Genomic DNA, 11,862 nt, shown 5'->3' with positions numbered 1-11,862 from the left:
CCGACTCACGGAGTGGCGGCAATGGTGGCAGTGTCCGTCGTCGAAGCGGCGGATGCGGTTTCCATAGGAACGATTTCCGGCGTCAGCAGAGCTCCGGGGCGCACACGCTGCAGGCCATTGACGACCACGCGCTCGCCTTCCTTCAGGCCGCTGGTGACGACACGCAGACCCTCGACCTGCGACCCGAGCTTGACCTCCCGATAGGCGGCCTTGCTGTCGGCATCGACCACGAAGACGAACTTCTTGTCCTGGTCGGTTCCGATCGCGCGCTCGTTGATGACCAACGCCGGCCTGGTCCGGGCGCGGCCCATCTTCACCCGCGCGAACTGGCCGGGAACCAGCTGCCCGCGCGGATTGTCAAACACCGCGCGCAGCCGGAACGTGCCCGTCGATTCATCGACCTTGTTGTCGACAAGCTGGAGATGGCCGGTCATGGGCTCGCTACCGGAGGTCGCTGTGGTGATTTCGACCGGAATGCGGTCGATCTTGGTCAGCACGTCGTCGCCGGCAATCGAGGCGAGTGCCTCGCTGACCGCGTTCTCGTCCGCATCGAAGACGACATAGATCGGGTCGACCGACACCAGCGTCGTCAGTACCGGCGAGGTCGGGCCGGCGGAAACGAGATTGCCCACGGTCACGTCGAGCCGGCCGACGCGGCCATCCACCGGGGCGCGGACCTGCGTGTGATCGAGATCGAGCTTCGCGGTCTGAACCGCGGCCTCGGCGGCCCGCAGATTGGCCCCCGCCTCGCGGAAAGTGTTGGTCCGCTGGTCGAGTTCGCGCGTCGAGACCACCTTGTTGTCAACCAACTGCTTGCCGCGGTCGAGTTCGCTGCGGGAGAATTCGAGCTGCGCCTCGGCGGCATCGCGCAGCGCTTCCGCGCGGCTAAGCTCGGCCGCGTAGGGCTCGGGATCGATCGTGACCAGAAGATCGCCCTGCTTCACCAGAGCTCCCTCGCGGAAATGCACCTCGTTCACCGCACCCGCGACGCGGGGACGGATTTCGACGCGTTCAACGGCCTGAAGACGGCCCGAAAACTCGTCCCACTTCATCGTGTCGCGTGCCTTGAGAACGGCAACCGATACGGGCGTGCCCTGCGGAGCAGGTGCCTCGCTGGCCGGTGGATCGGTTGCGAGGGCAGCGCCGATCGGCCAGGCGAGCCAAACCGCCGCGGCGGTGGCGACGGTGGCGGCGGCAAGGGTAAAGCCGGCCCGGCGCCAGCGACGGGTCGGCTTTGCGTCCATATCGCGGGCGATTTCAGCGCGTACGATCTCTGGAACAGCGGTGTGATTACGAGCGTGTTCGGTGCTCATGCGACGGTCTCCCGGCCCTCAGGCCTGAACGGTACGAAAGGCGGCGGGCGGCGCCGCCAGAAATGTTGTGAACAACGGCAGCAACTGCTGAGCCCAAGGCGGCTCGCTCGCCGCTCCTGACGGAACCGATGGCTCCTCGGGCAGATCGTCGATCACATGGGTTTCCACCGGCACGCCAAAGGCGCCCAGGCGGCTGGCATATTCGAGGCTTTCATCATGCATGGCGCATTCGCGCGAGGTGATGATGAGTGCCGGCGGCACGCCGCCAAGGCGGCGCGAGGCGAGGGGGGCGGCGTAGGGGTGGGCGGCCTTGTCGGCCGATCCAAGATAGAAGTGCCAGCCATCCGCCCATTTGCAGCCCGCCGCGCCAGCCTCTGCGGCATGAACCGATTTGGAGGCAAGGCACGGGTCGAGCATGGGAGAGAGAAGGATCTGGCCGGCAATGGGCGGGTGATGCTGGTCACGCGCCATCATGGTGAGCGCGGCGGCAATGTTCGCTCCCGCCTCCTCGCCGGCGACGAACAGACGCGCCCCGCGCCCCGCCCATTTGGCGCGTTGACGATGAAGCAGCTCCAGCGCCGCAAAACTCACGGTAAGCGCCGCTGGAAAGGGATGCTGGGGCGCCAGCGGATAGTCGAGCGAGACCACTACCGCTCCGGCGGCGGACATGGTGCGGCAGATCGTGGCACTGCAGTCCAGATCGCCACTGGTGAACGAGCCCCCATGCAGGTGAAGCACAAGCGGCGTCGGACGCAGGGCACTGTCCGTGCCATAGACCCGGACCGGAAGCATCGTTCCGTCCAGATCCAGTCTTGCCTCGGTCCACGAATTCGACATCACGCTGCCTATGGGGAAGCAGCATCCAACATCCATCCGATGTCGCCTCTGCTGCAGTGCGGCAGAAATTAGACGCCCATCCGGACTGCAACAATGGGCAAAAAGGAATTACATTATTCACCGACAGAAATAATCATGTGGTTGTCGGATATGGATCAGATCGCTGCCATGCGCGCCTTCGTTCGCGTGGTCGAAGCGGGCACCTTTACCCGTGCGGCCGACCTTCTTGAGATGCCGAAGCCGACACTAACCAAGCTTATTCAACAGCTTGAATCCCATCTGCGAACCAAGCTGCTCAACCGCACCACGCGCCGCGTGGGCGTTACCCCGGACGGCGCTGCCTACTATGAGCGAGCTGTGGCGCTGCTCTCGGATCTCGAAGAGCTAGACGGGTCAATGACACGTTCGCAGGCGAGCCCGGTCGGACGGCTGCGTGTCGATGTCGGGACATCGTTGGCGCTCGACGTGCTGATACCGGCCTTGCCGGAGTTTCATGAGCGCTATCCTGATATCCAGATCGATCTGGGCGTTTCGGACCGGCCAGCCGATCTGGTGGCTGAGAACATCGATTGCGCGATTCGGGGAGGCGAGGTGCTCGATCCCGGCCTCATCGCCCGACGCGTCGGGGAGGTGGATTTTGTGCTGTGCGCAACCCCGGAATATATCGCCCGCCACGGCATGCCTGAACACCCCAGGGACCTTGAGAACGGGCATCTCGCAATCGGCTATTTCAGCCCGCGCACGGGACGGCGCATGGCCTTCGACGTCGTTCGAGGCAAGGAGACCTACGCGTTCGACCTGCCTTATGTACTCGCGGTGAACGATTCCACGGCCTACTTCGCCGCCTGCCTCTCGGGGCTTGGCATCGGACAGAGCCTGTACTCGCTGATCGAGCCGCATCTGGAGACCGGACGTCTGGTGCGCGTGCTGCCGGGATGGCGCTCCGCTCCCGTCGTTCTGTATGTGGTCTACGCTCCAAACCGCCACCTGAGCAGCCGCCTGCGCGTGTTTGTGGACTGGGTCGCGGAACGGCTCGCCACGTCGAGGGTGGTGCGGCGCGAGTCGGTGTAGGCCTCCTTTTGCCACGCCGAATGCCGTGAGGAATGGGAAGCGGGCCGGCTTCGCAAGGCATGCCGGCGTGCATTCGCGCAAATAAACGGTCTGGCGGAATAAACCTCGGGCGGCAGGAGTCCATGGTGCTCGATGGCTCCCGACAGCCGCCGATGCAGATGCGTTCGATGAAGGTACGCTGCGCCCTGTCTTGCGAGGAATTTCCGATGCACGCTGACCCCGAACCCGCCGAACGCTATCGCCTTTGGCCGCCGCGCAGGCCCATTCTTGCCGCCATGGCAACTTCGGCGATTGTCGTTGCCGGACTTGCGGGCGGACTTGCCTATGCCGGCGGGCTGTTCTCTCCCGACCGGCTGACGCCGTCCGGCATTGTCGATACATTCCAGAATGTGAACGGCGTGCATCCCGGCTTTCGCCGCAACCACACCAAGGGCGCCTGCATTTCCGGCACCTTCGAGAGCACCGGCGCCGGCGCGCGGCTTTCGAAAGCCGTTGTCTTCGCTCCGGGAACGCGACCCGTTACCGGCCGCCTTGCCGTTGCTGTCGGCAAGCCCTTCGTGCCCGACAACGAGACGCTGGTGCGCAGCCTGGCACTGCGTTTCGAGCTGCCAGACGGCGAAGAATGGCGCACCGGCATGAATGATATCCCGGTGTTTCCCGTTCCCACTGCGCAGGACTTCAACGGCCTTCTGGTGGCGACGGCGGCTGACCCGGCGACCGGGAAGCCGGATCCGGCCCGTATCTCGGCTTTTCTGGCGGCCCATCCCAAGGCGGCGGGGGCGCTCAAGCGCATCAAGGAGCGCCCCTTCACCGCAGGATTTGCGGACGCCAGCTATAACAGTCTGAACGCCTTCCGCTTCATTGCCGCCGACGGAACGATCACGCCCGTGCGGTGGTCCCTGGTCGCGCTCGATTCAAGCCCCGCAGACCCTGCCGGTGCTTCCAAGCCGACCGACCCGGATTACCTGTTCGACGACTTCGCCGCGCGACTTGGGCGCGGTCCCGTGCAGTGGCGTCTGGTTGCGACGATCGCGCAGCCCGGCGATCCCACGGATGACGCGACGCAGCCCTGGCCGGAGGGGCGCGAGACGGTCGATCTCGGCACGCTCACTGTCGACCACATCGACGCCGAGGCGTCCGGCAACTGCCGCGATGTGAACTTCGATCCGCTGGTGCTGCCGTCAGGCATCGCGCCCTCCGACGACCCTCTGCTGAGCGCCCGCTCAGCGGCCTATTCCGTATCGTTCACCCGCCGCGCCGGCGAAGCGAAAACGCCGAGCGAGGTGCAGTTTCCGGCCAAGGAAGGCAATCCGCAATGAGCCGCCCCTCGCGCCTTCCCGTCTTTCCCGCGCTGTCGCGCCTCCTGCACTGGCTGATGGCCGTGATGATACTGGCCATGCTGTTCATCGGCATCGGCATGGAAGCCTCGCTGTCGAACTATAACTGGCTGCTATCGGTGCATCGTCCGCTCGGCATCGCGATCCTCATCCTTGCTGCCGGGCGCCTGATCAATCGGCAGTTTAATCCTCCACCGCCTTTGCCGTCGGGAATGCCGGTCTGGCTCCGGTTTGCCGCCCACGCCTCGCATATCGGGCTCTACGGGCTGATGTTCGCCGTGCCTCTCATCGGCTGGGCCATGCTCTCGGCGGCACGCTACCCGGTGGTGCTCTATGGTGGGCTGGTGCTTCCCCCGATCCTGCCGCAGAACGACATGGTGTTTGCCGTGCTCAGAAGCACTCACACCGTGCTGGCGTTCACGCTGTTCGCGCTCATCCTTGCCCATATCGGCGCGGCGCTGATGCACGCCATCGGCTTCCGGGACGGCGTATTCCAGTCCATGGCATCGGTGCGGAGGCTCAGACCCGACCCAGCCTCAGGCGGACAATGACCATACCGATAAGGGTCGTGACCACGCAGGCCAGTGCCGCGCGGTCGAAGGCGATCGAATAGGCCTGGTGGGCGAGGCCAAGCAGGCGGGCGGCGGTCTCCGGCGACAGGGAGGCCGCCGCCGTCACCGCGCCATCCAGCGAGAGCCGGGCCCGGTCCGCCGCCTCGGCGGAAAGGCCGGACAGATCGGCCTCGGCCATCGTCAGCCGATAGCTTGCGGCGACGAGGCTTCCCAGCACCGCAATGCCGAGCGCGCCGCCGAACTCGAAGCTCGCCTCGGAAATGCCGGATGCCGCGCCGGCGCGCTCGGGCGGGGCGACGCGCATCATGAGATCGGTGGAGAGGGTGCCCACCGGGGCAAGGCCGAAGCTGAACAGTACGATTGCCGCCAGCATCACCATCATCGAGGATTGCGGTGTCACCTGCGTCAGCAGCAGGAAGCCGAGCACGGCGAGAGCCAACGTCAGGCTGAGCACATCGACAACGCGGAACCGGCGCACGAGATAAGGCGTGGCCAGCGAACCAAGGGCGAAGCACAGGCCCGACGGCGCGGTCCACAGGCCCGTTTCCATCGCGCTCATTCCCAGCACCAGCTGAAGGTACTGCGAGATGAAGATGAAGATGCCCATCGCCCCGAACAGTGCCGTCACGTTCAGCGCCAGCGCGGCGCCGATGCCGGGATGGCGGAACAGCTCAAGGTCGATCATTGGGTCGTCCAGCCGCTTCTGCCGGGCGATGAAGAAGGCACCGACCACGAGCCCGAAAGCCAGTACAGCCAATGCCGTCAGGTCGAGGCCGCTCTCGGCGATGTGCTTCATGGCGTAGATCACGGAGAGCGAGGCCGCGAGGCACTGAAGCGCGCTGATGATGTCGAGCCGCCCGGCCTTGGCGTCCCGGAATTCCGGGAGCAGGATCGGTCCGATCAGCAGCAGCCCGATCATCACCGGCACGGCCGCCAGAAATACGGCGCCCCACCAGAAAAAGCTCAGGATCACACCGCCGACAAGCGGGCCCAGCGCCGCGCCCGAGGAAAAGCAGGCGATCCAGATTCCAATCGCGAAGGTGCGCTCACGCTCGTTCCGGAAGATGTTGCGCACCATGGAAAGCGTTGAGGGCGCAAGCGTCGCCCCGGCGATGCCGAGCAGCGCACGGGTCGCGATCAGCTCCTCCGCGCTGCGGGCGAAGGCGGCCAGGATCGAGGCGGCCCCGAAGGCGGCGGCGCCTATGAGCAGGAGGCGCCGGCGGCCGATGCGGTCCCCGAGCGTGCCCATCAGCATCAAGGTGCCGGCGACCATGAAGCCATAAATGTCGATGATCCAGAGCAACTGGGCGGGTGACGGCTTGAGGTCAAGCGCGAGGTGCGGCACGGCGAGGTTCAGCACCGTGAGATCCATGGCGTAGACCATGCACGGCAGCGCGAGAACGGCCAGCGCCGCCCAGTCGCGCAGGCTCGCGCGGGATGCATCCCCCGCTTCGTTGATCCGTGCCGTTGCCGCGTCCATATCCGCTCCTTCCCGCGAGAAGGCGGGCGGGCTGAATAGCCGATAGGCGGGGCGGCGGCGAGGGGGCGCGTGCGTTGGAACGCTTTTGAGAGCTACTTCGCCGTCATGCTCTCCAGCGAGGCAATGATGAACTGGTGGAACTGGTCACGGGCATCGATGCTGGTGTGATCGATGCCGGGAATGCCTGAGAGATCATAGTTCTCAAGCTGTCCGGTAAAGCCCGGCACCGCCGAAACCGGCCTGCCGAACCCGTCCTTGGCCCAGAAGTTGATGAAGATGGCGACGTTCTCCGGCACCGGTGGTGGTTCGGTGGCGTCGAAGGTCACGCCGAGCGAGATGGGTATGCTCTGCTGATTTACGTCCGTCGCGACCTGAATCACCGCGTTGGCGCCAAGCGAATGCCCGATGAGCACCACGGGCCCGGTATGGCCGGCGGCGGCGCGACCGGTGATGTGGGCCACCACTTTCTCGGCCTCGTCCCAGCCATAGATCTCGCAGGTATATCCTTTTGAAATCAATTCCTTGGCAAGGCTGTCCATGCCCTCCGAGAACACGCCGAACAGGCCGCGCAGCAGGTAGACATGGGTCTGCTCGCGGGTGGGCAGCGCCTGACCGTTCTGTGCCGTTACCGGCGGCGCGGCCCAAGGCGGGCGGGGCGAGGTCTGGGCGGAGGCGGCGGCGAGGCCCAGCAGGCTCGCCAGCATCACCAGGGCGAGGTAGAGACGCGACGGTTTCATCAAACACCCCAAATTGGACTCTATGCCATTGGGCCGCCGGGACGCCTTTTTGTCCATGCCGCCCGACGCCGACGGAGGAGAAAATCGTGGCCTCGACGCACGCCCTTATCCCGACCCGCCATGGCAGCCGCTACCTGCAGCAGCTCTGCAAGCACTGGGCGCACAAGCTGGAGGTGGACTTCACCCCCGAACAGGGCACGGTGAAGCTGCCGGATGAGGCGTTGACCACGATGACGGCGGGGCCGGAGGCGCTTGAGGTGCGCATCGAGGCGCCCGACACGGAGACCCTGGAGCGCATGAAGGGCGTGGTTTCCCGCCATCTGGACCGCTTCGCCTTCCGTGAGGCGCCGCTGCCGTTCGACTGGAAAGACGCCAGCTAGATCAATCGTTTGCGGATTCGGAACACCAGTGGCACCGCGTTGGTTTCCTGCCCTTCCAGCTCGTTGCCGGTCTGATTGACCAGATGGGGGATGTCGATCGCCGCCATCGGGTCGGTGCATTCGACGACGAGGCGCGTGCCCGGGGCGGCGCGCTCCAGGGCGCGGCGGGTGTGCAGGGCGGGCAGGGGGCACTTCAGGCCCTTTAGGTCGAGCCGCACCGGCGCGTTCGCGCTGTTATCGGCACCGTCTTCCCGGCTGTTTGCGCTGTCGTCCATCGCGTCTCTCCACACCGGGCCCTAGACCGGGGCGCGGGTTCCGGCAAGGGAAATCCGGGACGATCGAACCGCGCGATAGGGCCATGGCCCGGGTCGGCTTGACTTGGTGGCGCGTGAGGACGATGTGGCGGACGATGAGGATGGAGGGAACGATGCGTGTCATCGGGTTCGCGGGCTGGAGCGGTGCCGGCAAGACCACGCTGCTGGCGCGGCTGATTCCGGTGCTGGTGGCGCGCGGCTACCGCGTCTCCACCATCAAACATGCCCATCATGAATTCGACGTCGACAAGCCGGGCAAGGATTCGCACACCCACCGTCTCGTGGGCGCCAGCGAGGTGCTGGTTTCCTCCGCCAACCGCTGGGCGCTGATGCACGAACTGCGTGGGGCGGCCGAGCCCGAGCTGCCGGAGCTGCTGTCCCATCTCGCGCCCTGCGACTTCGTGCTGGTGGAGGGCTACAAGCGCGACCACCACCCCAAGATCGAGATCCATCGCGCCGAGGTGGGCAAGCCGTTCCTGCACCCTCAGGATCCCCATGTCGTGGCCATCGCCACCGATGCCGCGCTGCCGGACGCCGCGCCGCCGGTGATCGACCTCGACGATGTCGAGGCCATCGCCAATGCGGTGGAGCGCTACGCCGCCGAGGTGGCGAGCGTGACCTGGCGGGCCGGCGCGCCTCAGGCCGTGGGATAGAGGGCGAGAAGGCGCTCGGCCTCGGCGAGGTCTTCCGGCGTATTCACATTGAAGAACGGGTCATAGGGAAGGGCGGGCCACTCGACCCGTTCAGCGCGCGCCTGCCCGATCCAGCCATCCACCCGCCGCATGCCGTCGACGACCAGCAGCCGGCGCAGGTTCGCTCGCGAGGCGACGCTCCATACGCCAACCACGCCATGCACCCGCCCGCCCGACACCGCGCAGGCCGCCCCGGTGAGCTGGGCGGCGGCCATGAGGCGGGCAGCGAGGTCGTGCGGCAGGAAGGGGCAGTCGGTCGGCACCGTCAGAAGATGAGTGGCGCCCGGCAGCCGGGCGGCGAGATGATCCAGCCCGGCGAGGATGCCGGCCAGCGGGCCGGGATGGTCGGCCACGGTGTCGGGCACCACGGGCAGGGCATCCGTGCCGATATCGGGCCAGAACCGTTCCGCCGGGCCATTTGCGTTGAGCAGCAGCGGCGCGACCTGCGGGGCGAGGCGCCGCACCACCCGCGCGAGCACGCTGGAACCGGCCAGAGGCTTCAGCGCCTTGTCGCCCCCGCCCATGCGGCGCGACAACCCGCCGGCGAGAATCAGCCCGGCCGGCGTGCTCATGCGGTGGGACGGGTGAGGAGATAGGCGGAGACGGCGACGAAAATCACGCCGACCAGCCCCAGCACCGGCAGCGCCACGCCGATGAGCGCCATGCCGCCGAAGCTCGCCGCCATGCTGCCGGTGGCGACGAACTGCGCCCAGCGCGGCACCGCGCCATTCTGCCGCCAGGCCACCACAGAGGGGCCAAGGCGCGGATGGCTCAGCAGCCAGCTCTCGAAACGCGGGGAGGAACGCGAAAACAGCCAGGCCGCCAGGATCAGGAACACCGTCCCCGGCAGGCCCGGCAGGATGATGCCGACAATACCGACGCCGACGCACACCCACCCTGCCGCGAACATCGCCCAGCGCAAGGGTGACGTTGCGGAATATGTTTCCGGTCTTCTGTCGTCCACAGGTTGCATCAAAGCCGCTTGGGCAAGTCGTTCATTGCTGCTCATGTAGTAATCAACCGGCGCTGAGCAACTTCACGGCCACGTCACGCTCGAAGATGTGTAGCAAAACCCTGAGCGCAGCTCCACGTTCCCCGGTGAGATCAGAATCATTCCGGACAATGTCTGCCGCCTCGGTGCGGGCCCTGGTCAGCAGATCGCCGTGAATGTCGAGCCGCGCCACCTTGAAACCGGGGAAGCCGCTCTGCCGGGTGCCCAGCACATCGCCTTCCCCGCGCAGGCGCAGATCCTCCTCGGCGAGGAAGAAGCCGTCCTCGGAGGAGCGCAGTGCCTCGATCCGCTGGCGCGCGATCTCGCCGAGCGGGCGGCGGTACAGCAGCAGGCAGGTGGAGGCGATATCGCCGCGCCCCACGCGCCCGCGCAGCTGGTGTAGCTGGGCGAGGCCGAAGCGCTCGGCATGCTCGATGACGATGATACTGGCCTCGGGCACGTCGACGCCGACCTCCACCACCGTCGTCGCCACCAGAAGCCGGGTCTCTCCCGTCGCAAAGGCCGCCATGGCGGCGTCCTTCTGCGCGCCCTTCATCTTGCCGTGGACCAGCCCGACACGGTCGCCGAAATGCTGGCGCAGGTCCTCGAACCGGGCCTCGGCGGCGGCGAGATCGGACTTTTCCGATTCCTCCACCGTCGGGCAGATCCAGTAGGCGCGCCGGCCCTCGCTCAAGGCGCGGCCGATGCTCGCCACCACCTCGTCGAGGCGCTCGGTGGAAACCGCGCGGGTGTCGATCGGCTTCCGGCCGGCGGGTTTTTCGCGAAGCTCGCTGGATTCCATGTCGCCGAAATAGGTCAGCACCAGCGTGCGCGGGATCGGCGTCGCCGTCATCACCAGCACGTCGACCGCCACGCCCTTGGAGGTGAGGGCGAGGCGCTGGTGGACACCAAAGCGATGCTGCTCGTCGACGATGGCGAGCGCGAGATCGCGAAAGGCGACGCCTTCCTGGAACAGGGCATGGGTACCGATGACTAGATCGATCTCACCGGCCTCCAGCGCCGCGAGGATCGCGCTGCGGGCGCGGCCCTTCTCACGGCCCGTGAGCAGGGCGGTGCGAAGGCCGGCGGTGTTGGCCAGCGGCTCGATGGTCTTCATGTGCTGGCGGGCGAGGATTTCGGTCGGCGCCATCAGCGCGGCCTGCCGCCCGGCCTCGATCGCCGTCGCGGCGGAGAGCAACGCCACCACGGTCTTGCCGGAGCCGACATCGCCCTGAAGCAGGCGCAGCATGCGGTCGCCGGAGGCCATGTCGGCCCGGATCGCCGCCAGGGCTGCGACCTGCGAGCCGGTGAGCTGGAACGCTAGCGCGGCGAGAATGCGCCCGGCGAGACGGCCATCGCCCACGCTCGGCCGGCCGACCGCCTTCACCGTGCGTGCCCGCACCAGCGCAAGTGCGAGCTGGCCGGCCAGAAGTTCGTCATAGGCCAGACGCTTCCACGCCGGGCCCAGCGGATCGGCGTCGAGCGGCTCGCGCGGCTGGTGGACCTGCGCCAGCGCGGCATGGAAGCCGATGCCACGCGCTTCATGGCTCCATTCCGGCAGTTCACCGGTGCGGGCCAGCGCCGCATCCACCGCGCGGCGGATATGGCCGTGGCCGAGACCTTCGACCAGCGGATAGGCCGGCTCGATCTGCGGCATCTTCGCGAGGCCGGCCTCGTCCACCACCCAGTTGGGATGCGACATCTGCGGAATGCCGTCATAGAGCGTGACCGTGCCGGACACCCAGCGGTCCTCGCCCACCGGCAGCAGGCGCTCCATCCAGCTGCGCTCTCCCTTGAAATAGGTGATGACGAGATCACCCGTCTCGTCATGGGCATAGACCCGGTAGGGCGCGCGCGAGCCGTGCGGGGTCGGGGCATGGCGGTCGATATGGACCTTGAGCGTGACCACCGTATCGGGCTCGACCTGCGACAGGGTCGGGCGCGCCCGCCGGTCGATGGTGGAGGAAGGCAGATGGAGCAGGAGGTCCAGCACCCGCGCGCCGCCCTCATGGCCCAGCAGCCGGTCGAATGGGCGCGCCAGCTTGGGCCCGATGCCGGGCAGGTCGGTGATCGACGCGAAATAGGGGTTGAGAATGTCCGGCCGCATGATGGGGCGAAAGTGGACGAAGCCCGCGCGC

Annotated in this window: 13 protein-coding genes; 5 read left to right on the top strand and 8 right to left on the bottom strand. The window is 66.9% G+C overall.

Annotated features, from left to right (window positions below; genetic code table 11):
• Positions 1-5: 5 nt before the first annotated feature.
• Entirely contained in the window at positions 6-1,244 is a 1,239-nt protein-coding gene (locus G3A50_RS20665; RefSeq protein ID WP_163077942.1) for an efflux RND transporter periplasmic adaptor subunit, read from the bottom strand.
• An 87-nt stretch (positions 1,245-1,331) separates the two neighbouring features.
• Positions 1,332-2,150 (bottom strand): alpha/beta hydrolase, encoded by an 819-nt coding sequence (locus G3A50_RS20660; protein WP_163076990.1) that lies wholly within the window; start codon positions 2,148-2,150, stop codon positions 1,332-1,334.
• A 150-nt stretch (positions 2,151-2,300) separates the two neighbouring features.
• On the opposite strand from G3A50_RS20660, the gene G3A50_RS20655 reads away from it, so the two are divergent.
• From G3A50_RS20655 to G3A50_RS20645, 3 genes are all read left to right on the top strand, one after another.
• Entirely contained in the window at positions 2,301-3,221 is a 921-nt protein-coding gene (locus G3A50_RS20655; RefSeq protein WP_163077939.1) for a LysR family transcriptional regulator, read from the top strand.
• A 206-nt stretch (positions 3,222-3,427) separates the two neighbouring features.
• The gene (locus G3A50_RS20650; protein WP_210255185.1) at positions 3,428-4,540 is read left to right on the top strand and encodes a catalase family peroxidase; all 1,113 of its coding nucleotides are present in this window, start codon (positions 3,428-3,430) and stop codon (positions 4,538-4,540) included.
• Positions 4,537-5,109, top strand: a complete 573-nt coding sequence (locus G3A50_RS20645) for a cytochrome b (protein WP_163076989.1) — start codon at positions 4,537-4,539, stop codon at positions 5,107-5,109. Before G3A50_RS20650 ends, G3A50_RS20645 begins: the two co-directional genes overlap by 4 nt.
• On the opposite strand, the gene G3A50_RS20640 is transcribed toward G3A50_RS20645, so the two are convergent.
• Entirely contained in the window at positions 5,078-6,610 is a 1,533-nt protein-coding gene (locus G3A50_RS20640) for an MFS transporter (RefSeq protein WP_163076988.1), read from the bottom strand. The two genes, G3A50_RS20645 and G3A50_RS20640, sit on opposite strands and share 32 nt — an antisense overlap.
• Positions 6,611-6,702: 92 nt before the next feature.
• On the bottom strand, positions 6,703-7,347 hold the full coding sequence (locus tag G3A50_RS20635) for an alpha/beta hydrolase (protein ID WP_246251948.1): 645 nt from the start codon (positions 7,345-7,347) through the stop codon (positions 6,703-6,705).
• Between the two features lie 86 nt (positions 7,348-7,433).
• Between G3A50_RS20635 and G3A50_RS20630 the strand changes: the two genes are divergently transcribed.
• A complete protein-coding gene (locus G3A50_RS20630) occupies positions 7,434-7,727 on the top strand; it encodes a DUF2218 domain-containing protein (protein WP_163076986.1) in 294 nt (97 codons plus the stop codon).
• Here G3A50_RS20630 and G3A50_RS20625 read toward each other — a convergent pair.
• Complete coding sequence (locus G3A50_RS20625; protein ID WP_163076985.1) at positions 7,724-8,002, bottom strand: sulfurtransferase TusA family protein; 279 nt, start codon at positions 8,000-8,002, stop codon at positions 7,724-7,726. The genes G3A50_RS20630 and G3A50_RS20625 overlap by 4 nt on opposite strands.
• 134 nt (positions 8,003-8,136) lie before the next feature.
• Here G3A50_RS20625 and mobB point away from each other — a divergent pair, with 134 nt between their 5' ends.
• Positions 8,137-8,694, top strand: a complete 558-nt coding sequence (gene mobB, locus G3A50_RS20620) for a molybdopterin-guanine dinucleotide biosynthesis protein B (protein WP_163076984.1) — start codon at positions 8,137-8,139, stop codon at positions 8,692-8,694.
• On the opposite strand, the gene mobA is transcribed toward mobB, so the two are convergent.
• From mobA to recG, 3 genes are all read right to left on the bottom strand, one after another.
• A complete protein-coding gene (gene mobA, locus G3A50_RS20615; protein WP_163076983.1) occupies positions 8,679-9,305 on the bottom strand; it encodes a molybdenum cofactor guanylyltransferase MobA in 627 nt (208 codons plus the stop codon). The two genes, mobB and mobA, sit on opposite strands and share 16 nt — an antisense overlap.
• Positions 9,302-9,643 (bottom strand): YbaN family protein, encoded by a 342-nt coding sequence (locus G3A50_RS20610; RefSeq protein WP_246251942.1) that lies wholly within the window; start codon positions 9,641-9,643, stop codon positions 9,302-9,304. Before G3A50_RS20610 ends, mobA begins: the two co-directional genes overlap by 4 nt.
• A gap of 106 nt (positions 9,644-9,749) precedes the next feature.
• Positions 9,750-11,831, bottom strand: a complete 2,082-nt coding sequence (gene recG, locus G3A50_RS20605; RefSeq protein ID WP_163076981.1) for an ATP-dependent DNA helicase RecG — start codon at positions 11,829-11,831, stop codon at positions 9,750-9,752.
• Between the last annotated feature and the right edge of the window lie 31 nt (positions 11,832-11,862).

Source organism: Ancylobacter pratisalsi (assembly GCF_010669125.1).
In the GTDB taxonomy this organism is placed as follows: Bacteria; Pseudomonadota; Alphaproteobacteria; order Rhizobiales; family Xanthobacteraceae; genus Ancylobacter; species Ancylobacter pratisalsi.
This window is presented reverse-complemented; position numbering and strand designations above follow the sequence as displayed.